This window comes from Pseudomonas sp. MM213 (assembly GCF_020423045.1).
Classification (GTDB): domain Bacteria; phylum Pseudomonadota; class Gammaproteobacteria; order Pseudomonadales; family Pseudomonadaceae; genus Aquipseudomonas; species Aquipseudomonas migulae.
In genome coordinates, this window is the sequence record NZ_CP081943.1 from 3,443,109 (window position 1) to 3,463,955 (window position 20,847).

Genomic DNA, 20,847 nt, shown 5'->3' on the forward strand with positions numbered 1-20,847 from the left:
CCGTATATTCCTTAACCAATTGATGAGATGACCGTGCTCAAAGCACTCAAGAAAATGTTCGGTAAAAGCGAGACTGAGCAGCTCGCGCCAGTCTCCAGCGCTCCGTCTCACAGTCCCAGCCACCGCACCGACGGTAATCAGCCTGGCCGGACCGCCCCCGTAGCGGCACCGAAACAAGAGCCTGTGGCGACACCGGCCGTCCAGCCTGTTGAAGCGGCGGCTGCCGAGCAACCACACAGCGAAGCGCCGAAGCCCGCCAAACCGCGTCGTGAACCCAAGCCAAAAGCGCCGGTCATCCCCTGGAAACTCGAAGACTTCGTCGTCGAACCCCAGGAAGGCAAAACCCGATTCCACGATTTCAAACTTGCCCCGGAACTGATGCACGCCATCCAGGACCTCGGCTTTCCGTATTGCACGCCGATCCAGGCTCAGGTGCTGGGCTTCACCCTCGCGGGCAAAGACGCCATCGGTCGCGCCCAGACCGGCACCGGCAAAACCGCGGCGTTCCTGATTTCGATCATCACCCAGTTACTGCAAACCCCGCCGCCGAAAGAGCGCTACATGGGTGAGCCACGGGCGCTGATCATCGCGCCGACCCGTGAACTGGTGGTGCAGATCGCCAAGGACGCCGCCGACCTGACCAAGTACACCGGCCTCAACGTCATGACGTTTGTCGGCGGCATGGACTTCGACAAGCAGCTCAAGCACCTCGAAGCGCGTCATTGCGACATCCTCGTCGCCACCCCGGGCCGCCTGCTCGACTTCAACCAGCGCGGCGACGTGCACCTGGACATGGTCGAAGTGATGGTCCTGGACGAAGCCGACCGCATGCTCGACATGGGCTTCATCCCGCAAGTGCGTCAGATCATTCGCCAGACGCCGCCGAAGAACGAGCGCCAGACGCTGCTGTTCTCCGCGACCTTCACCGACGACGTGATGAACCTCGCCAAGCAATGGACCACCGACCCGTCGATCGTCGAGATCGAGGCGCAGAACGTGGCCAGCGAAAACGTCGAGCAGCACATCTACGCGGTGGCCGGTGCCGACAAATACAAACTGCTCTACAACCTGGTCAACGACAACGGCTGGGAGCGGGTGATGGTCTTCGCCAACCGCAAGGATGAAGTGCGGCGCATCGAAGAACGCCTGGTGCGTGACGGCGTCAACGCCGCGCAATTGTCTGGCGATGTGCCGCAGCACAAGCGCATCAAGACCCTGGAAGGCTTCCGCGAAGGCAAGATCCGCGTGTTGGTAGCCACCGACGTAGCCGGTCGCGGCATTCACATCGACGGCATCAGCCACGTGATCAATTTCACCCTGCCGGAAGTCCCGGACGACTACGTGCACCGTATCGGTCGTACCGGCCGTGCCGGCGCCGATGGCGTGTCGATCAGTTTTGCCGGTGAAGACGACTCCTACCAGCTACCGTCCATCGAGGCGCTGCTGGGTCGCAAAATCAGCTGCGAAACCCCTCCGACGCATCTATTGCGGGCGGTTGAGCGCAAGCGTCCGTAACAGCGGGTCGCAATAAAAGAAGCGCAGCCGGCAACGGACTGCGCTTTTTTTTCGTTCGTCGTTTTTTTTCAACAGGAGCTTGCCCGGCAGAACTAAAAGTCCATAATGGACAAATTAGTTTACTTGCCATTCCCGGAGCCGACCATGTCCAGCACGCCCTATGTGATCACCCAACCCCAGGCCCGCGAACTGCTGGCACAGGTCGACGTTCCGCAGATCCTGCGCAAGCTGTTCCGCGACCTGGCAGCCGGGCAAGCGGTACAACCGGCGCAACAACTGGTGGAATTTCCCAAGGGCGCCGGCGATTTCATCAACTACCTGGGCGTGCTCGCCGAAGACGGGGTTTACGGGGTCAAGACCTCGCCTTACATCGTCCGCGAACAAGGCCCATTGGTGACTGCGTGGACTTTGCTGATGTCGATGCAGACCGGCGAGCCGCTGCTGCTGTGCGACGCAGGCGAACTGACCACCGCGCGCACCGCCGCGACAACCGCCGTCGCTGTCGACGCCCTGGCTCCGTTGAATGCGCAGCGCCTGGCAATCATCGGCAGCGGCAAGGTTGCGCTGGCACACCTGCATTACGTCAAAGACCTGCGCGACTGGCAGAGCATCAACCTCTACTCGCCGGGCTTGAGCGAACTGGGTGCTGAAGCGCTGGCGCAACTCAGAGCTCTCGACCCACGGCTGACCCTTGTCGACACGCGCGAAGCGGCCGTTCAGGACGCTGACGTGATAATGCTGTGCACGTCGTCCGCCGGCCCGGTGATCGACCCTTCCAGCCTGACCAAACCGGCATTGATCACTTCCATCAGCACCAACGCACCGCGTGCCCATGAAGTGCCGCCACAGAGCCTCAACGACATGCAGGTGTTCTGCGACTTTCGTCTGACCACGCCGGGCTCGGCGGGTGAAATGCTGATTGCCGGCGAACAGCATGGCTGGGACGCAAACGCCATCGTCGGCGACCTGCCGGGCTTGATCAGCGAAAAAGTCCAGCGCCCCGGCTATGACCGTCACGTGTTCTTCCGCTCGATCGGTCTGGGCCTGGAAGACATCGCACTGGCCAATGCCATCTACCGCCTGAAACCCTGACACCACCCCCTGTAGGAGCCGGCTTGCTGGCGATGCAGGCGCCGCGGTCTGTCAGACAAACCGCAGTGATGCCATCGCCAGCAAGCCGGCTCCTACAGGAGATCTATATTGCGTCCTACAGGAGACATTCATGAGCCAGGCAGACTTCATCATCATCGGCGGCGGGATCGCCGGCGCTTCCACCGGTTTCTGGCTGTCGCAGCACGCCCGAGTGATCGTGCTCGAACGCGAATCCCATCCGGCCTACCACTCCACCGGACGCTCGGCGGCGCTGTTCACCGCCGCTTACGGCACACCGCAGGTCCGAGCACTGACCCAGGCCAGCCGCGATTTCTTCGACGCCCCGCCTGCCGGTTTCTGCGAACACCCGTTGCTGACCCCGCGCGGCGAAATGACCGTGGACTTCACCGGCGACCCGGCCGAACTGAACAACCAATACCTGAGCGCCAAAGCCACGGTGCCGGAGATGCAACTGCTCAGCGCCGACGAGGCCTGCGCGCGCCTGCCGATCCTGCGCCGGGAAAAAGTCCACGGCGCGATCTACGATCCGACCGCCAGCGACATCGACACCGACGCCTTGCACCAGGGTTACCTGCGTGGCATCCGACGCAATAAAAGTGAAGTGCATACCGACACTGAAGTCCTGAGCCTGACCCGCGACGGCGAAGGTGTGTGGCAGGTTCAAACCAACAGCCAGACCTTCAGCGCCCCGGTCATCATCAACGCTGCCGGCGCCTGGGCCGACAAGATCGGCGAACTGGCCGGCGCGAAGCCGCTGGGCCTGCAACCGAAGCGCCGTGCAGCATTCATCTTCGCCGGGCCGGAAGGCGCGGACATCCACCATTGGCCGATGCTGGTCAGCCTCGACGAGTCGTTCTACATGAAACCGGACGCGGGCATGTTCCTTGGCTCGCCGGCCAACGCCGATCCGGTTGAACCACACGACGTGCAGCCCGAAGAACTGGACATCGCCATGGGCATCTACCAGATCGAAGAAGCCACCACCCTGACCATCCGCCGCCCGACCCGCACCTGGGCCGGCCTGCGCAGCTTCGTCGCCGACGGCGATTTGCTGTCCGGGTTCGATCTACAGGTGCCGGGGCTGTTCTGGGTTGCGGCGCAAGGCGGTTACGGCATCCAGACCTCGCCCGCCATGGGCCAGGCCAGCGCCGCGCTGGTACGCGGCGAAGCACTGCCCGAGCAACTCAAGCGTTTTGGCCTGGACGCCGGGATGCTATCCCCTGCTCGCCTGGGCTGACCGGCGTCCTCAGGTGACGTGTCGACACGATTACGGCAAACTTCCAGCGCCCTTTTTGCAGGGCGCTGACGCTGCCTGGAGCTCCATTGTATGAACGCACCTGTAAAAGACCCGGCCCTGGACAACTTCCGCGCGATCGCCGATGCCATCGCCACGTTGTTCTTCCCCCACGCCGAGGTGGTGCTGCACGATCTGCGCACACAGAAAGTCGACTACATCGCCAACAACCTGTCGAAACGGGAAGTGGGTGACGACTCGGCGCTGGAAGACATGCTCAGCGATGACATCAGCGAACGAAACATCGGGCCGTACGAAAAGCTGAATTGGGATGGTCAGAAAATTCGCAGCCTGAGCAGCGTGCTGCGCGACAGCGACGGTCATCCGCTGGCGGTGCTGTGCATCAACCTGAATATTTCGCTGTTCGAAAACGCCAAGGCCGCGCTGGACTTGTTCCTGTCGCCGAGCAAGCTGATCCCGCAACCGGACTCACTGTTCCGCGATGACTGGCAGGAGCGCATCAATACCTTCCTTCACGGCTGGCTGCGCGAACGTCAACTGAGCCTGAACCTGCTGACCCGCGACCACAAACGCGAACTGGTGCTGGCCCTGCACGCCGAAGGCGCCTTCAAAGGCAAAAGCGCCTCGAACTATGTGGCCAACGTGCTGAACATGGGACGGGCGACGGTGTACAAGCATTTGAAAGAATTGAAAGGCTGAAACACCCCGGATTGCCAGCGACACACGCCCTGTAGGAGCACGGCTTGCCGGCGAAGGCGATTTCAAAGACGCCATCGCCAGCAAGCCAGCTCCTACAAGGTTCCGTGCAAACCACACGATGTTGCCCCCCCAAAAAACCTGTAGGAGCCAGCTTGCTGGCGATAGCGATCTTGAAGACGCCATCGCCGGCAAGCCAGCTCCTACAAGGTTCCGTGCAAACCACACGATGTTGAGCCCCCCCAAAAACCTGTAGGAGCCAGCTTGCTGGCGATAGCGATCTTGAAGACGCCATCGCCGGCAAGCCGGCTCCTACAAGGTTCTGCGCCAGTCACACAACTCTGATGCGTCCCCCAATCTGTAGGAGCACGGCTTGCCGGCGAAGGCGATCTTGAAGACGCCTTCGCAGGCAAGCCTTGCTCCTACGGGTTTGTGTTTATTCCAACGCCGAAGCCGGGCCGAAGAACTCGTAGCGGCTTTGCTTCTCCGGTACACCCAAGGCTTTCAGGTGACGCTTCACCGCCGCCATGAAGCCTTTAGGCCCCAGGAAGTACGCATCCAGATCGCGCTGCTGTGGCAACCACTCACCCAGTTGTTCCTGACTCAACAACCCGACCTTGTGCGCCGCCGGGCTCACGCCGTCATCTTCGTCGTAGCAGTAGAAACGCTTGAGTTGCGGGTGACGCTCAGCCAATCCATCAATCCAGTCACGGAAGGCGTGAACGCTGCCATTACGTGCGCAGTGGATAAAATGCACCGGCCGCTTGGTTTCCAGCGCCGCTTCCAGCATCGCCAGGGTCGGGGTAATACCAACGCCGCCGCTGATCAGCACCAACGGTTTATCGCTGTCGGTCAGGGTGAATTCGCCCGATGGCGGGAACAGCTGAATGCTGGCGCCTACGTGCAGTTGATCATGCAAATGGTTCGAGGCGCGGCCACCGTGTTCACGCTTGACGCTGATGCGGTACTGGCCTTTGTTCGCCAGGGCCGACAGCGAATAGTTACGACGAATCTCTTCACCATCGAGGATCAGTTTCATGCCGATGTACTGGCCGGGTTCAGCCGCGAGGATCGGACCTTTGTCTGCCGGCTCGAAGTAGAACGAAATGATTTCCGCGCTTTCCTCAACCTTGGCCGCAACGATGAACTCCCGCGCACCGCGCCAGCCGCCCGGGGCCTGTTCTTTCTGGTCGTAGATACTGGTTTCAGCGCCGATCAGGATCTCGGCCAGTTGACCGTACGCCGCGCCCCAGGCACTCATCACTTCCGGCGTGGCAATCTCTTCACCCAACACTTCGGAAATCGCACGCAACAGGCAGGTGCCGACAATCGGGTAGTGTTCCGGGAGGATTTGCAGCGCCACGTGCTTGTTGATGATTTTGGCCACCAGGTCGCCCAATTGGTCGAGCTGATCGATGTGGCGCGCATACATCAACACGCCGTTGGCCAGGGCGCGAGGTTGATCACCGGTGGCCTGGTGCGCCTGGTTGAACAGCGGGCGGACTTCCGGGTATTCGGAGAGCATCATGCGGTAAAAATGCGTGATCAATGCTTCGCCGCCGCTTTCCAGCAACGGTACAGTGGATTTGACGATTGCACGGTCTTGAACGCTAAGCATAAGGTGACTCCTGGACGACTTGGTTTTCTAACTGCTTTCCCTATGCATATCAGTTTCCGTGCCAGTTATTTAATCTTTATAAATCAATAAGTTAAAAACATTCTAGTCATAACGACACCCCCTGACTTATAGTCATACCGACTACACGGAGTCACTATGACTGCAAAATCCCTGCTCACCACACTGCTTCCCCTGGTCTCGGACCTGTCCCGCGAACTCCCCGAGGGCGAGCGCTATCGGCGCCTGCTCGAAGCCATGCGCGCCTTGCTTCCCTGCGACGCCGCCGCGCTGCTGCGCCTCGATGGCGAGTGGCTGGTGCCGCTGGCCGTCGACGGCTTGAGCACCGACACCCTCGGCCGACGCTTCAAGGTCAGCGAACACCCGCGCTTCGAAGCCCTGCTCAGTAGCCCCGGCCCGACCCGTTTCGCCGCCGACAGCGACATGCCCGATCCTTATGACGGACTGGTCGATGGCCTCGACGATCACCTTGAAGTCCATGACTGCATGGGTTGCCCGCTGTTTATCGACGAACGTCCGTGGGGTTTGCTGACCCTCGACGCCCTCGACCCGGAACGCTTGGAACCGATTGAACTGGATGCCCTGCAAGCCTTCGCCAGCCTTGCCGCCGCCACGGTCAATGCCGCCGAGCGCATCGAACGGCTGGCCAATCGTGTCGAAGACGAGCATCAACGCGCCGAGGTGTACCGACAGGCCAGCGGCCAGCAGAACCGCGAAATGATCGGTCAGAGCAAGGCCCACAAACGCTTGGTCGAAGAGATCAGCCTGGTCGGCGGCAGTGACCTGACCGTGTTGATCACCGGCGAAACCGGGGTCGGCAAGGAACTGGTGGCACAGGCGATTCACGCCGCCTCGCCCCGGGCCGACAAGCCGATCATCAGCCTCAACTGCGCCGCGCTGCCGGACACGCTGGTGGAAAGCGAATTGTTCGGCCATGTGCGCGGCGCCTTCACCGGGGCAACCAACGACCGTCGCGGCAAATTCGAACTGGCCAATGGCGGCACGCTGTTTCTCGATGAAGTCGGCGAACTGTCGCTGACGGTGCAGGCCAAATTGCTGCGCGTACTGCAAAGCGGTCAATTGCAGCGGCTGGGTTCGGACAAAGAACATCAAGTCGATGTGCGGCTCATCGCCGCGACTAACCGTGACTTGGCTGAGGAAGTGCGCAGTGGCCGTTATCGTGCCGACTTCTACCACCGTTTGAGCGTTTACCCGCTATTGGTGCCGGCCCTGCGGGATCGCGGGCGGGATGTGCTGCTGCTCAGCGGTTTCTTCCTGGAGCAGAACCGTTCGCGCATGGGCCTCAACAGCCTGCGACTGACCAGCGATGCCCAGGCGTCGTTGCTGGCGTATGACTGGCCGGGCAATGTGCGGGAGCTGGAGCATTTGATTGGGCGCAGCGCGTTGAAAGCGCTGGGTAACTGCAGGGAACGGCCGAAGATTCTCAGCTTGAGTGCGGCGGATCTGGATTTGCCCAGCGGCAGCGTTGAGGTAACGCCCGAGTCGCCGACCGCGACTCCAGTGACGTTGGTGTCAGGGGATTTGCGCGAGGCGACTGAAAGTTATCAGCGGCAATTGATCAGCGCTTGCCTGGATCGGCACCACAATAACTGGGCGAGCGCGGCGCGTGAGCTGGGCTTGGATCGGGCGAATCTCGGACGGATGGCCAAAAGACTGGGCATGAAATGAACGCTTTTGTAGGAGCCGGCTTGCTGGCGATGGCATCACCGCGGTTTGCCTGACGGACCGCAGCGATGCCATCGCCAGCAAGCCGGCTCCTACAAGTCGGGACAGCATTTCGCTGTACATCGGCATTTAGCCTAAAGCCTGCCCCCATCAAGTCGATAACCCGGCATCGATAGCTTTTGGCGACTTCCATTCGCCCATCACCTTTTTCCACAGAAGGTTTTTATGTCCTCCACCAAAGCCCGCGCAGATTCACTTTCGCTTCTGCTGTTTACCTTGCGCAGCGGCAAGTTGATGGCGATCAACCTGCTCAAGGTCAGTGAAATCATCCCCTGCCCGCCGCTGACCAAGCTGCCGGAGTCCCACCCTCACGTCAAAGGCATCGCCACCCTGCGCGGCGCGTCGTTGTCGGTGATCGACCTGAGCCGTGCGATCGGCGAGCGGCCGCTGGAAGACCCGAACGGCGGCTGCCTGATCGTCACCGACGTCAGCCGCTCCAAACAGGGCCTGCACGTTCAGGCGGTGAGCAAGATCGTCCACTGCCTGACCACCGACATCCGTCCTCCGCCCTTCGGCTCCGGCGGTGTGCGCTCGTACATCACTGGCGTGACCTCGGTCGACGGTACGCTGGTGCAGGTGCTGGACATCGAAAAGGTCATCCACGGCATCGCCCCGGCGCAGATCGAAACGGCCCCGACCGAACTGAGCATGGAAGACGCGGAAGTGCTCGGCAACGCGCGCATTCTGGTGGTCGATGACAGCCAGGTGGCCCTGCAGCAATCGGTGCACACCCTGCGCAACCTCGGCCTGCAATGCCATACCGCGCGCAGTGCCAAGGAAGCCATCGATTGCCTGCTGGACCTGCAAGGCACCGCCCAGCAGATCAACCTGATTGTTTCAGACATCGAAATGTCAGAGATGGACGGCTATGCCTTCACCCGCACCCTGCGCGAAACCCCGGATTTTGCGCACCTGTATGTGCTGCTGCACACTTCGCTGGACAGCGCGATGAACAGCGAGAAAGCGCGTCTGGCCGGCGCCAACGCGGTGCTGACCAAGTTCTCTTCGCCGGACCTGACCAAGTGTCTGATCGAAGCGGCCAAGGCGGTCGCCGAACAAGGTCACTGAGTTGGCCGAGGTTTTTTGTTTTCTGATGCGGCGCAACCTGGCGGAGGTTGTGCCCGCAATCACCTGGCCTCAGGGCATTGTCCTGCACGAATATCGTCCAGAACTGGCAGAAGACGTTCATCGTTTGATGGAGCTGGGTTATCTGGACGGTGGCGGGCGCGTGCCCGCATTGGATATCTGGCAACAGCGGTTTGAGACGGACCCTGAATACGATCCCTCCCTGTGCTTCATTGCGCAGGATACCGACGGTATCGTGGGTGTATGCCAGTGCTGGACCAGCGCCTACATCAAGAATCTGGTCGTGCACCCGCGAGCCCAGGGTCGGGGTTTGGGCCGGGCGTTGTTGTTGAATGCATTCAACGTGTTTCAGCAGCGTCGCGAAGGTTTTGTGGATTTGAAGGTATTGGAAGACAACCTTCGGGCGCAGCGGTTGTATGAAAGTGCCGGGATGATTGTGGTCCGCCGGGAGCCGGTTCCGGCCTGATACATCGCCTTCGCGGGCAAGCCTCGCTCCTACATTGTGATCACCGTACCTGTAGGAGCGAGGCTTGCCCGCGAAAGGGCCGACACATTCAACCTCATCCCATCAGGCATACTCGGCCCACCCATGCCCAAGGATGCCTGACCCATGAAAGCCACCACCCTCACCTTCCTCTGCCTCACCGCCCTCGCCACCCAAACCCACGCCTCCAGCCCAGACGCCTGGGCCGCTTTCGACAAAGCCATGCTCGCCAGTTGCATCAAGGCCAGCGGCCTGACGGACGCTTCCCCCGTCGGCAAAGCCGCACAGTTCGATGACCGTGTCGACTACACCGCCGTGCTCCTGCAAGGCCGCTACCCGCAAAAACACATGAAAGGCCAGCAAGGCACCGAGCTGTGCCTCTACAACAAAAAAAGCAAAACCGCCTACGTGACCGAATGGGACTCCATCCGCCTACCCGCCAAATCCCGGTAAATGGCGCATAACTTGCTTCGTCGCTGACTTCTGCGGTGGCATTCTGTCGCCATTTCGGGCCCTGACAAGCGACTGATCCTTCGATGAATACAACGTTTTCCTGCGTAGGTTGCGGCAAATGCTGCAATGACCATCACGTCCCCCTGACCCTGGCCGAAGCCCGGATGTGGGCGGCCGACGGCGGTCAGGTGATCGTGCTGGTGGAAGGCTTCCTCGGTAACGGCCTTGGCCTGCCGGTGCAGCAACGCGAACATGCCGAGCGCCGTTCGGTGGTGGTTCAAAGCGGCGACTGCGAGGCCTACGTGGCCATCACGTTTGCGGCGTACAACGTCGGTCCCTGCCGGAATCTTGACGAAGAGAACCTCTGCCGCATCTACGAACGCCGGCCGCTGGTGTGCCGCATCTATCCGATGGAAATCAATCCGCACATCCCCCTCAACCCGGCGATCAAGGAATGCCCGCCGGAATCGTGGGAAAAAGGCCCGGATCTGATCATTGGCGGTGAATTGGTCGATCACGAGCTCGCAGGACTCATCCAGCGTTCCCGCCAGGCGGATCGCGACGATATCCGCACCAAAGATGCGATTTGCGCATCGCTGGGGATTCGGACCACGGCCCTGAAGGGCGATGGATTCACTGCGTATCTGCCGGACATGAGCGCGTTCGCCACAGTCATCGATCAGGTGGCGCAACAGCCGCTGACAGGATCGGACAGTGACTGGCAGTTCCACGTATCGGGTGACGACATCGCCGGGCAAGTGTTGGCGGCGGGTGCGCACGTGGCCACCGAGACGCCGCTCAACTATGCCTTCATTTCGTTGCGCGCGGCTTAACGGCGGGCTCGCCAAAACTCTTGCGCCAACAACCGCAAGTCCCCAGCCAGCCCTGCCACATCGGTGGAATTCGCCTGGCTTTGCTGCCCTTCACTGACCGTGACCTCGCAGGCTGAGCGAATGCTGATGATGTTGCGGTTGATGTCTTCGCTGACGCTGCTCTGCTCTTCCACCGCCGAAGCGATTTGCAGGCTCATTTGCGTGATCTGATTGACCCGCCGACTGATCGCGTCCAGCGAATCGGCGGCGCGTCGAGCCTGTTCGACGCTGTTGTCCACCTGTTCACTGCTTTGTTGCATCACCACCACCGCGTCCCGCGTGCCGTTTTGCAGGGTGCTGATCATGCGCTGAATTTCGTTGGTCGATTGCTGGGTACGCTGGGCCAGGCCACGGACTTCGTCGGCCACCACCGCGAAACCGCGCCCGGCATCCCCGGCACGCGCCGCTTCGATGGCCGCGTTAAGGGCCAGCAGATTGGTTTGCTCGGCGATGCTGCGGATCACATCCAGCACACCGGTAATCTCGCTGCTGTGCCCCTCCAGTTGATGAATCACCTCAGTGGCGCGCGCCAGCTCCTCGGCCAGACGCAGCACCGCATGGCGACTTTCACTCACCAATTGATGACCTTCACGGGTTTCGTTGCCGGCCAGGTCAGCCGCTTGGGACGCCTGCTGCGCATGACCGGCAACCTCGGCCACGCTGGCAGACATCTGGTGAATCGCCGCCGCCACCTGATCGGTTTCCGCCTGCTGGGCCAGCGTGCTGTTATGACTGCCTTGCAGGTGTTCGACCAGTTCCGCCGCGTGCCCGGCCAGGCGCTGCGACGCATCGCCGATCCGCCCCACCACCGCGCCGATCTGCGCTTCGAGCATCTGGAAGGCAAACTCGATCTGGCCGAACTGATCGCGGCGACCGGTGTAAACAGCCTGGCTCAACGGGTTGTCGGCAATCTGCCGGGCGCGTTCGGTCAACACTTTCAGCGGACGCAACATTAATCCGGTTCCGACCGCCGCCAAACCACTGCCCACGACAAACGCCAGCACGCCGAAAACGGCTGACGAAGGGTTCAGCCACGCTTCGATGCCCACCACGCAGGCCAATGTCGCGCTGAATAGCGCCGTCACCTTGAGACCCGGACCGAGCACGGGCAACCGCTGCCACAGTGATGTACGACCACTGCGAAGCTGTGTGTAGGCTTTTTCCGCGGCTTCGATCTGCCGCGCCGAGGGCTTGGTCCGGACCGACTGATACTCCACGGCTTTACCGTTCTGCGTCACCGGCGTGGCATACGCACTCACCCAATAGTGATCGCCATTCTTGCAGCGATTTTTCACCAGCCCCATCCATGAGCGGCCGCTTTTAAGGGTCTGCCACATATGCGCGAAAGCCGCCGCCGGCATGTCCGGGTGGCGCAGCAAGTTGTGCGTCGAGCCCAGCAACTCCTCACGGCTGTAACCGCAGATGTTGATGAAATCGTCGTTGGCGTAGGTGATCGCGCTGGTCAGATCAGTGGTCGAGAGGATATTCGCATCAGCCGCAACGTCGACATTACGGCCGGTCACCGGGAGGTTGATCTTCATGGAAAGCGCGCTCGTTGGATGGAAAGAGTCGGCAGGGCTGCTGACTCTAAGCGCACTGATTCCACAAACGTTGATCTGGCTCAGGATATGAGCACTTAGCCATCACCCACGACTGATCAAGCCGGGATGATGGCCATATCGGAGTGATATCAGGTGGTGGCGCGTGCAACGCACTCGACTTCCACCCGCGCGTCCAACACCAGTTTACGAGCGGCGAAGGTGGTTCGGGCGGGCATCCGGTTCTGCGGGAAATAGCTGCGGTACACCCCGTTCATGGCTGCAAAATCCTTGATGTCGGCAAGGATGACCGTGCATTTGGCGACATGCGCCAGGGACGATCCGCTACGTTGCAGTGCGCTGCGCAGGTTCTCCATGGTCTGGGTCATCTGCGGGACGATTCCGCCCTTGACCAGCTTGCCATCGGCCCCCGCCCCGAGCACGCCGGACAAGTAGAGGGTCTGGTCGATTTGCACCGCTTCAGAGAATGGCAGGCCTTCCTCGGCGGGAAAGTAGCGTGGCGAATCGGGCGCTGCTGCCGGCAAGTAGCGCTGAATGATCTGCTGGTATGGCCCGTATTGCTTGATTCGCTCCAGGGCCGCATTCAGATTATCGCGCAACGCTGTGTCGGTCTTGCGCACGGCCATGGCCACGCCGGTGCCCAGCATCGGATCGTTGAGCGCGTCTCCCGCAAAAGCGAAAGACGGCCCTCGGGGTTGGCTCAATAAGGCCTCGTTGATTTCGATCGAGTCTTGCAGTGTGGCATCGATCTCACCCGCCAGCAGGCTGTCGATCAACTGGTTGTTGAAACTGAAACTGCGCACCGTGACGCCCTCGGGCGCCCAACGCGCTTTGGCGAATGCCTCACGGCTGGTGCCGGCCAGGACGCCGATGCGCTTGCCCTTGAGCGATTGCGCATCCGGTTGCAGATTAGAGCCTGTGCGAGCCACCAGGCGGCTATTCAGGGGATACAGGTTTTCGGTGAAGTCGATCCGCTCGCGACGCGCGGAGGTAGCGGTCATCGGCATGATGACATCGAACGTCCTGGCTTCCAGCGCAAGGATGTTAGTGGCGTAATCCTGATCGACCCAGACACAGCGAGCCTTGAGCTCGGCACACAGCGCATTGCCCAGTTCGATGTTCAAACCGACCAGCTCACCCTTGTCGTTACGGCTCTCGAAGGGTGGAACCAGCGCTTCTACGCCAAAACGGATCTGCGGCTCGACTGCCGTCGAAACACAGCCGGTGGCCAGGACCGCCAGCGACAACACAGACAGGATTTTTACCAGAGGCATTCGGTAACCTTCATCAAGCATTCAGGGACATGAATACTTCACGAGTGGCCACTGACTTTCCCAGAGGATGAGTCGCTCATCCTCGTAGGAACTGTCTCGGTTTCAGCAAGAATGGTTACCGGACAAAAAACACTGAGCAGTCAGCGTTTGCCCATCGAACGACGGGTGCCAGGAGGCGCTGCGCCGGGGGTCTTGGTGTGGCCGTTCTTGGCGCCGTTCTTGTACCAAGGCTGGCTGGCGGTTTTCGCGGCGGCCAGTTCACCCGGTTTGAACGGGAACTTGAATGCCGGGATCGCGGCTTTGGTTTCGCTGTCTGCGCTGGAGTCGACGCTGTCTGGCAGGTCTGCCTGGTCGTCGCTCAAAGCGTCGGCAACCGGCGGTTGTGTCGGGGAAGTCATGAAAGCTCCGGGTGATGCAAAAGAGTCGGGCCCGGTCAGCGAGCCGCGAAAGGCGGCAGTATACCTGTGTCGGGGGCGACAGGCTTCACGTGGCGAGTGAGTCCGTCGGGTTTTGTCGTGCCCCGCCTGCCGCCATCGCCGGCAAGCCGGCTCCTACAAGGGTTCGCGGTGTACTTTGTAGGAGCCGGCTTGCCGGCGATGGCGGCAGTTCAGTCACCACACATCCCAAACTGACAGTGCCGTCAGTTAGCAGTCACCTTCCTGACCGGCGAACAGGTTTATAAAGGAAGGTATAACCCTGACAAAATTCCGTCCTCCCAGCCCCGGCGCCCCACTCGCATGCGAATTCAGAAAAAACCCGCCCTGCTCGCCGCCCTTCTGATTGTCCTGGCAGCACTGGGCGTGTGGTACGCCACCAAACCGGCCACGGCCAGACTCGCCGCGCCCACGGCGATACCGGTTCGAGTGGTCAACGTCGCCGAAAAAGACGTTCCTCGTTACGTCAGCGGCATCGGCTCGGTGCTGTCCCTGCACAGCGTCGTGGTACGTCCGCAGATCGACGGCATCCTCACCAGAATCCTGGTCAAGGAAGGTCAATTGGTGAACAAGGGTGATTTGCTCGCCACCATCGATGATCGCTCGATCCGCGCCAGCCTGGATCAGGCCCGCGCACAGCTCGGCGAAAGCCAGGCGCAGCTGCAAGTGGCGCTGGTCAACCTCAAGCGTTACAAACTGCTGAGCGTCGACGACGGCGTATCCAAACAGACTTACGACCAGCAACAAGCGCTGGTCAACCAGCTCAAAGCCACCGCCCAAGGCAATCAGGCGTCGATTGACGCCGCTCAGGTGCAGCTTTCCTACACACAGATTCGCTCCCCGGTCAGCGGTCGCGTGGGGATTCGTACGGTGGACGAAGGCAACTTCCTGCGCATGACCGACACCCAAGGCTTGTTCACGGTGACGCAGATCGACCCGATTGCCGTGGAGTTTTCCCTGCCACAGCAAATGCTGCCGACCCTGCAAGGCCTGATCAACGATCCGGAGCACGCCCAGGTGAAGGCCTACATCGGTGCCGACACCGACGGCGAAACCGGCAACCTGCTGGGCGAAGGCCACCTGACCCTGATCGACAACCAGATCAACGCCAACACCGGGACCATCCGCGCCAAGGCCGAATTCAACAACCCTGGGCAGAAGCTATGGCCGGGCCTGCTGGTAACGGTAAAAATTCAGACAGCGCTGGAAAAGGATGCGCTGGTGGTGCCGCCCACCGTCGTACAACGTGGCCTCGATCAACACTTCGTGTACCGGGTCAAAGGTGACAAGGTTGAAACCGTCCAGGTGCAGATGGTCTATCAAGGCAGCGGTCAGGACATCATCAAAGGCGTGAAACCGGGCGACGTGCTGGTCAGCGACGGTCAGTCGCGCCTCAAGCCCGGTTCGACGGTCCAGGTGCTGACTGACCCCGCGCAAATGGTGCAAACGGAGTCGAAACCATGAAGGGCCACGGCTCGGTTTCTGCGTGGTGCATCGATCATCCGGTGGCGACGATCCTGCTGACGTTTGCCCTGGTATTGCTCGGCGTCATTGCGTTCCCACGGTTGCCCATCGCGCCGCTGCCGGAAGCCGAATTCCCGACCATCCAGGTGGCCGCGCAACTGCCCGGCGCCAGCCCGGAAACCATGGCTTCCTCGGTGGCCACGCCGCTTGAAGTGCAATTCAGCGCCATTCCCGGCGTGACCCAGATGACCTCGAGCAGCGCCCTCGGCTCGACCAACCTGACCCTGCAATTCACCCTCGACAAAAGCATCGACACCGCCGCGCAGGAAGTGCAGGCCGCGATCAACACCGCCGCCGGCAAACTGCCCAAGGACATGCCGAACCTTCCGACCTGGCGCAAGGTCAACCCGGCCGACAGCCCGGTGCTGATTCTCAGCATCAACTCGACCCTGATGCCCGGCCCCGAACTCAGCGATCTGGTGGAAACCCTGCTGTCCCGTCAGATCAGCCAGATCGACGGTGTAGGCCAGATCAACATCACCGGCCAGCAACGTCCGGCGATTCGCGTTCAAGCCTCGGCAGACAAACTCGCGGCCATCGGCCTTACGCTGGCGGACATTCGTCTGGCGATCCAAAACACCAGCCTCAACCTGGCCAAAGGTGCGTTGTATGGCGAGTCGAGCATCTCGACGCTGTCGACCAACGATCAGTTGTTCCACCCCGAGGAATACAGCCAACTCATCGTTTCCTACAAGGACGGTGCACCGGTTCACTTGAAAGATGTCGCCAAAGTCGTCAACGGTTCGGAAGATGCCTACGTGCAAGCCTGGGCCGGGGACAAGCCCGGGGTGAACCTGGTGATTTCCCGGCAACCGGGGGCCAACATCGTCGAGACCGTGGATCGCATTCAGGCCGCCCTGCCCGCTCTCGAAGCGATGCTGCCGGCGTCGGTGCAGGTCAAAGTGTTGGTTGACCGGACCCAGACCATCCGCGCCTCGTTGCATGAGGTGGAAGTCACCCTGCTGATCGCGATCATGCTGGTGGTGGCGGTGATGGCGCTGTTCCTGCGTCAGTGGTCGGCGACGCTGATCGTGTCGGCGGTGCTGGGTGTGTCGCTGGTCGCCAGTTTTGCCCTGATGTACATCATGGGCTTCAGCCTGAACAACCTGACACTGGTGGCGATCGTGGTGGCCGTGGGGTTTGTGGTCGACGATGCGATTGTCGTGGTGGAGAACATTCACCGACACCTGGAGGCCGGCGACGGCATGCGCGAGGCGGCGATCAAAGGCGCCGGCGAGATTGGTTTTACCGTGGTCTCGATCAGTTTTTCGCTGGTGGCGGCGTTCATTCCGCTGCTGTTCATGGGCGGCGTGGTCGGGCGGCTGTTCAAGGAGTTCGCCCTGACGGCCACGTCTACGATCATGATTTCAGTGGTGGTGTCGCTGACGTTGGCGCCGACCCTCGCCGCGCTGTTCATGCGTGCGCCAGTGCATCACGCCCACAGCAAAAAAACCTTTGGCGAACGCTTGCTGGCCGGCTACGAAAAGCTCCTGCGCCGTGCCCTCGCCCATCAGAAATTGATGATCGGGGTGTTCGGCATGTCCCTGGCCCTGGCCATCGCCGGCTACATCTTCATTCCGAAGGGTTTCTTCCCGGTGCAAGACACCGGTTTTGTCCTCGGCACCACCGAAGCCGCCGCCGATATTTCCTACGGCGACATGGTGAAAAAACACCTGGCGATGGCGGAAATCGTCGCGGCAGATCCAGCGGTCGCGGCGTTTTCCCACTCCGTCGGCGTCTCCGGCAGCAACCAGACCATCGCCAACGGCCGCTTCTGGATTTCCCTGAAAAAACGCAGCGAGCGCGACGTCTCGGCCAGCCAGTTCATCGACCGGATCCGTCCGCAACTGATGAAAGTCCCGGGCATCGTGCTGTACCTGCGCGCCGGCCAGGACATCAATCTCAGCTCCGGCCCGAGTCGCGCGCAGTACCAATACGTGCTCAAGAGCAACGACGGCGCAACCCTCAGCACCTGGACCCAGCGCCTCACGGAAAAACTGCGCGCCAACCCGGCGTTCCGCGACATTTCCAACGACCTGCAACTGGGCGGCAGCATCACCCACATCAGCATCGACCGCAGCGCCGCCGCGCGTTTCGGCCTGACCGCCAGCGATGTCGACGAAGCGCTGTACGATGCGTTCGGTCAGCGGCAGATCAACGAATTCCAGACCCAGATCAACCAGTACAACGTGATCCTGGAACTGGACACCAGGCAACGCGGCAAAGCTGAAAGCCTCAATTATTTCTACCTGCGCTCGCCGCTCAGTGGGGAAATGGTGCCGCTGTCGGCGCTGGCGAAATTCGATGCGCCGACGGTTGGCCCGTTGTCGATCGCCCATGACGGGATGTTCCCGGCCGCCAACCTGTCGTTCAACCTGGCGCCCGGCGTGGCGCTTGGCGATGCGGTGATCATGCTCAATCAGGCCAAGGCCGAGATCGGCATGCCGGCCGCCATGAGCGGCAACTTCCAGGGCGCGGCCCAGGCGTTCCAGAGTTCGCTGGCCAGCCAGCCGTGGCTGATTCTGGCGGCGCTGGTGGCGGTGTACATCATTCTCGGCGTGCTCTATGAGAGCTTCGTGCACCCGTTGACCATCATCTCGACGCTGCCCTCGGCGGGTCTCGGGGCGGTGATCATGCTGTGGATTTGCGGCCAGGATTTTTCGATCATGGCGTTGATCGGGCTGGTGCTGCTGATCGGCATCGTGAAGAAAAACGGCATCCTGATGATCGACTTCGCCCTCGACGCCCAACGCAACCGTGGCCTGCCGCCGGAAGAGGCGATTTTCCAGGCCTGCATCACGCGGTTCCGGCCGATCATCATGACCACCCTCGCCGCCCTGCTCGGCGCGCTGCCGCTGATGCTCGGCTATGGCACCGGCGCCGAACTGCGCCAACCATTGGGGATCGCGGTCGTCGGTGGCCTGCTGGTGAGCCAGGCGCTGACGCTGTTCACCACTCCAGTCATATACTTGTGGCTGGAGCGACTATTTCATCGGCCCAAAAAACCAGCGCCCGTACCGGTGCTGGCGACCACAGACTGAGGCGGGGTCATGCGCGTTCTGATTATCGAAGACGAGGAAAAAACCGCGGACTATTTGCACCGCGGCCTGACGGAACAGGGTTACACCGTGGACCTGGCGCGGGACGGCGTTGAAGGCCTGCACCTGGCGCTGGAAAGCGACTACGCGGTGATCGTCCTCGACGTGATGTTGCCGGGCCTCGACGGCTTCGGCGTACTGCGTGCCTTACGTGCGCGCAAGCAAACCCCGGTGATCATGCTCACCGCCCGCGAGCGTGTCGAAGACCGCATCAAAGGCCTGCGCGACGGCGCCGACGATTACCTCGGCAAACCGTTTTCCTTCCTCGAACTGGTGGCGCGTCTGCAAGCACTGACCCGGCGCAGCGGCGGTCATGAACCGGTGCAAGTGAGCATCGCCGACCTGTGGATAGATTTGATCAGCCGCAAGGCCACCCGCGCCGGCACGCGTCTGGACCTGACCGCCAAGGAGTTCTCGCTGCTCAGCGTGCTGGCCCGTCGGCAAGGGGAAATCCTCTCGAAAACGGCAATTGCGGAAATGGTCTGGGACATCAATTTCGACAGTGACGCCAACGTCGTCGAAGTCGCGATCAAACGCCTGCGCGCCAAACTCGACGGGCCGTTCGACGAGAAACTGCTGCACACGATCCGGGGCATGGGTTATGTGCTGGAGAGCCGTGGTGTCCAGTAATTCGATTGCCCTGCGCCTCAGTGGAATGTTCACGCTGGTGGCGCTTTTGGTGTTTCTGCTGATCGGCTGGGCGCTCTATCAGCAGGTCGACAAAGGCCTGGGTTTGCTGCCCGAAGCCGAGCTGGACGCACGTTACAGCGTGCTCGAATCCACCGTCGGCCGTTACGGCACGCCCGAGCATTGGGTGAAGATCAACAACAAGCTCAAGCTGCTCGGCGAAGAAGACAAACGCATCAGTTTCTGGATCACCAGCGGCGATCCGCACTACGAATATGGCAACCCGACGCCGCAGATCCGCGCCTTCGCCGAAGGCCCGCTGGGCATGCGCGATTTGCAGTTGCCGGGCCAGCCTTATCCAATGAAAGTGCTGGTCAGCCAGTTCCCGGCCAAGGATCAACGCCCGCCGCTGCGCTTTATGATCGGCATCGACACCGAGACGTTTTTTCAAACCCAGCATCATCTGCTGATTGCGCTGATCAGCCTGGCGGTTGTCGGCGTGCTGCTGGCTTCGGCGCTCGGTTACTGGGTGGCGCGGATCGGCCTCAAACCGTTGATCAAGTTGTCTCAGGAGGCTCAGCGCCTGGCGCCGCCGCTGCGTTCCGGGCGTTTGCGCTTATCGTCGTTGCCGCCGGAGCTCAATCAGTTCGTCAACTCGTTCAACTCCACCCTGGAGCGGGTCGAACAGGCTTACTCGCGGCTTGAGTCGTTCAATGCCGACGTCGCTCATGAGCTGCGCTCACCGCTGACCAATCTGATTGGTCAGACTCAGGTAGCGCTGACGCGCGGGCGTTCGGCGGAACACTATTTCGAAGTGCTGCAATCGAATCTTGAGGAGCTTGAGCGACTGCGTTCGATCATCAACGACATGCTGTTCCTCGCCAGTGCGGATCAGGGCAGCAAGGCCACCAAACTGACGTCCACCTCGCTGGCGGATGAAGTGGCGACGACGCTGGAGTATCTGGATTTCATTCTTGAAGACGCGCAGGTTCAAGTGCAGGTCCGTGGCGATGCGCAGGTACGGATCGAGATCGCACATCTGCGTCGAGCGCTGATCAACTTGCTGAGCAACGCGGTGCAACACACCGAGCCCGGGCAGGTGATTCAGGTGCAGATCGACGTCGAGGAGCATCAAGTCAGCATCGGCGTGGCAAACCCCGGTGCACCGATTGCCAACGAACATCTGCCGCGATTGTTCGAGCGCTTCTACCGGGTCGATGCGTCGCGCAGCAACAGTGGCAACAACCACGGCCTGGGGCTGGCGATCGTCAAGGCGATTGCGTTGATGCACGGCGGGGATGTGTTTGTGCGCAGTGACCACGGCATGAATACCTTCGGTATTCACCTTCCCGTCTGATCTTTCGCAAATCTGTAGGAGCCGGCTTGCTGGCGATCGGTCTTAAGTTCTGTGTTGTTTTTGAAGACGCCATCGCCAGCAAGCCGGCTCCTACAGGGTTGTGATCTTTGCTTATCCC

At 61.1% G+C, this 20,847-nt stretch carries 17 protein-coding genes and 1 pseudogene; 13 read left to right on the forward strand and 5 right to left on the reverse strand.

The annotated features are described in order from the left end of the window. The first annotated feature begins 27 nt into the window (after positions 1-27). The 4 genes from rhlB (at position 28) to K5R88_RS15590 (ending at position 4,582) form a co-directional block, all read left to right on the forward strand. Entirely contained in the window at positions 28-1,515 is a 1,488-nt protein-coding gene (gene rhlB, locus K5R88_RS15575; RefSeq protein WP_223450550.1) for an ATP-dependent RNA helicase RhlB, read from the forward strand. A 144-nt stretch (positions 1,516-1,659) separates the two neighbouring features. Further along, entirely contained in the window at positions 1,660-2,607 is a 948-nt protein-coding gene (locus K5R88_RS15580; RefSeq protein ID WP_226298015.1) for an ornithine cyclodeaminase family protein, read from the forward strand. 130 nt (positions 2,608-2,737) lie between these two features. After that, entirely contained in the window at positions 2,738-3,865 is a 1,128-nt protein-coding gene (locus K5R88_RS15585) for an NAD(P)/FAD-dependent oxidoreductase (RefSeq protein ID WP_192228978.1), read from the forward strand. 90 nt (positions 3,866-3,955) lie between these two features. Continuing rightward, positions 3,956-4,582 carry a helix-turn-helix transcriptional regulator gene (locus K5R88_RS15590; RefSeq protein WP_008026625.1) on the forward strand — a complete coding sequence of 209 codons (627 nt, stop codon included), beginning with the start codon at positions 3,956-3,958 and terminating at the stop codon, positions 4,580-4,582. Positions 4,583-5,015: 433 nt separating this feature from the next. Here K5R88_RS15590 and hmpA read toward each other — a convergent pair whose 3' ends face one another. Next, positions 5,016-6,197 carry an NO-inducible flavohemoprotein gene (gene hmpA, locus K5R88_RS15595; protein ID WP_008026624.1) on the reverse strand — a complete coding sequence of 394 codons (1,182 nt, stop codon included), beginning with the start codon at positions 6,195-6,197 and terminating at the stop codon, positions 5,016-5,018. 156 nt (positions 6,198-6,353) lie between these two features. Between hmpA and norR the strand changes: the two genes are divergently transcribed. From norR to K5R88_RS15620, 5 genes are all read left to right on the forward strand, one after another. Further along, positions 6,354-7,904, forward strand: coding sequence for a nitric oxide reductase transcriptional regulator NorR (gene norR, locus K5R88_RS15600; RefSeq protein ID WP_226298016.1), 1,551 nt, complete (start codon positions 6,354-6,356; stop codon positions 7,902-7,904). Between the two features lie 222 nt (positions 7,905-8,126). Continuing rightward, positions 8,127-9,029 carry a chemotaxis protein CheV gene (locus K5R88_RS15605; RefSeq protein WP_008026621.1) on the forward strand — a complete coding sequence of 301 codons (903 nt, stop codon included), beginning with the start codon at positions 8,127-8,129 and terminating at the stop codon, positions 9,027-9,029. Between the two features lie 25 nt (positions 9,030-9,054). Next, positions 9,055-9,513 (forward strand): GNAT family N-acetyltransferase, encoded by a 459-nt coding sequence (locus K5R88_RS15610; RefSeq protein WP_226298017.1) that lies wholly within the window; start codon positions 9,055-9,057, stop codon positions 9,511-9,513. Positions 9,514-9,657: 144 nt separating this feature from the next. Further along, complete coding sequence (locus K5R88_RS15615; protein ID WP_008037309.1) at positions 9,658-9,984, forward strand: hypothetical protein; 327 nt, start codon at positions 9,658-9,660, stop codon at positions 9,982-9,984. A gap of 83 nt (positions 9,985-10,067) precedes the next feature. Further along, positions 10,068-10,817: a YkgJ family cysteine cluster protein gene (locus K5R88_RS15620; protein ID WP_226298018.1), complete on the forward strand. Its 750-nt coding sequence runs from the start codon at positions 10,068-10,070 to the stop codon at positions 10,815-10,817. Here the strand turns inward: K5R88_RS15620 and K5R88_RS15625 are convergent. The 4 genes and pseudogenes from K5R88_RS15625 to K5R88_RS15635 form a co-directional block, all read right to left on the reverse strand. Beyond that, positions 10,814-11,860, reverse strand: a complete 1,047-nt coding sequence (locus tag K5R88_RS15625) for a methyl-accepting chemotaxis protein (RefSeq protein ID WP_442963914.1) — start codon at positions 11,858-11,860, stop codon at positions 10,814-10,816. The two genes, K5R88_RS15620 and K5R88_RS15625, sit on opposite strands and share 4 nt — an antisense overlap. A 255-nt stretch (positions 11,861-12,115) precedes the next feature. After that, positions 12,116-12,397, reverse strand: a pseudogene (locus K5R88_RS30980) (PAS domain-containing protein); the annotation flags it as partial. Between the two features lie 149 nt (positions 12,398-12,546). After that, the gene (locus K5R88_RS15630) at positions 12,547-13,689 is read right to left on the reverse strand and encodes a transporter substrate-binding domain-containing protein (RefSeq protein WP_226298020.1); all 1,143 of its coding nucleotides are present in this window, start codon (positions 13,687-13,689) and stop codon (positions 12,547-12,549) included. Positions 13,690-13,829: 140 nt separating this feature from the next. Further along, positions 13,830-14,087 (reverse strand): hypothetical protein, encoded by a 258-nt coding sequence (locus K5R88_RS15635; RefSeq protein WP_008026610.1) that lies wholly within the window; start codon positions 14,085-14,087, stop codon positions 13,830-13,832. Between the two features lie 339 nt (positions 14,088-14,426). Here K5R88_RS15635 and K5R88_RS15640 point away from each other — a divergent pair, with 339 nt between their 5' ends. The 4 genes from K5R88_RS15640 to K5R88_RS15655 are packed head-to-tail and all read left to right on the forward strand — an operon-like array spanning position 14,427 to position 20,729. Continuing rightward, the gene (locus K5R88_RS15640; protein ID WP_008032295.1) at positions 14,427-15,587 is read left to right on the forward strand and encodes an efflux RND transporter periplasmic adaptor subunit; all 1,161 of its coding nucleotides are present in this window, start codon (positions 14,427-14,429) and stop codon (positions 15,585-15,587) included. After that, positions 15,584-18,688, forward strand: coding sequence for a multidrug efflux RND transporter permease subunit (locus tag K5R88_RS15645; protein WP_008037306.1), 3,105 nt, complete (start codon positions 15,584-15,586; stop codon positions 18,686-18,688). Before K5R88_RS15640 ends, K5R88_RS15645 begins: the two co-directional genes overlap by 4 nt. Before the next feature lie 9 nt (positions 18,689-18,697). Then, positions 18,698-19,375 (forward strand): heavy metal response regulator transcription factor, encoded by a 678-nt coding sequence (locus K5R88_RS15650; protein WP_007916978.1) that lies wholly within the window; start codon positions 18,698-18,700, stop codon positions 19,373-19,375. Then, positions 19,365-20,729 (forward strand): heavy metal sensor histidine kinase, encoded by a 1,365-nt coding sequence (locus K5R88_RS15655; protein ID WP_226298021.1) that lies wholly within the window; start codon positions 19,365-19,367, stop codon positions 20,727-20,729. Before K5R88_RS15650 ends, K5R88_RS15655 begins: the two co-directional genes overlap by 11 nt. Positions 20,730-20,847: the final 118 nt, after the last annotated feature.

Excerpts from the sequence above, each read along its gene's own strand:
- rhlB (WP_223450550.1), top strand. The coding sequence starts at position 28 with ATGACCGTGCTCAAAGCACTCAAGAAAATGTTCGGTAAAAGCGAGACT.
- K5R88_RS15580 (WP_226298015.1), top strand. The coding sequence starts at position 1,660 with ATGTCCAGCACGCCCTATGTGATCACCCAACCCCAGGCCCGCGAACTG.
- K5R88_RS15585 (WP_192228978.1), top strand. The coding sequence starts at position 2,738 with ATGAGCCAGGCAGACTTCATCATCATCGGCGGCGGGATCGCCGGCGCT.
- K5R88_RS15590 (WP_008026625.1), top strand. The coding sequence starts at position 3,956 with ATGAACGCACCTGTAAAAGACCCGGCCCTGGACAACTTCCGCGCGATC.
- hmpA (WP_008026624.1), bottom strand. The coding sequence starts at position 6,197 with ATGCTTAGCGTTCAAGACCGTGCAATCGTCAAATCCACTGTACCGTTG.
- norR (WP_226298016.1), top strand. The coding sequence starts at position 6,354 with ATGACTGCAAAATCCCTGCTCACCACACTGCTTCCCCTGGTCTCGGAC.
- K5R88_RS15605 (WP_008026621.1), top strand. The coding sequence starts at position 8,127 with ATGTCCTCCACCAAAGCCCGCGCAGATTCACTTTCGCTTCTGCTGTTT.
- K5R88_RS15610 (WP_226298017.1), top strand. The coding sequence starts at position 9,055 with ATGCGGCGCAACCTGGCGGAGGTTGTGCCCGCAATCACCTGGCCTCAG.
- K5R88_RS15615 (WP_008037309.1), top strand. The coding sequence starts at position 9,658 with ATGAAAGCCACCACCCTCACCTTCCTCTGCCTCACCGCCCTCGCCACC.
- K5R88_RS15620 (WP_226298018.1), top strand. The coding sequence starts at position 10,068 with ATGAATACAACGTTTTCCTGCGTAGGTTGCGGCAAATGCTGCAATGAC.
- K5R88_RS15630 (WP_226298020.1), bottom strand. The coding sequence starts at position 13,689 with ATGCCTCTGGTAAAAATCCTGTCTGTGTTGTCGCTGGCGGTCCTGGCC.
- K5R88_RS15635 (WP_008026610.1), bottom strand. The coding sequence starts at position 14,087 with ATGACTTCCCCGACACAACCGCCGGTTGCCGACGCTTTGAGCGACGAC.
- K5R88_RS15640 (WP_008032295.1), top strand. The coding sequence starts at position 14,427 with ATGCGAATTCAGAAAAAACCCGCCCTGCTCGCCGCCCTTCTGATTGTC.
- K5R88_RS15645 (WP_008037306.1), top strand. The coding sequence starts at position 15,584 with ATGAAGGGCCACGGCTCGGTTTCTGCGTGGTGCATCGATCATCCGGTG.
- K5R88_RS15650 (WP_007916978.1), top strand. The coding sequence starts at position 18,698 with ATGCGCGTTCTGATTATCGAAGACGAGGAAAAAACCGCGGACTATTTG.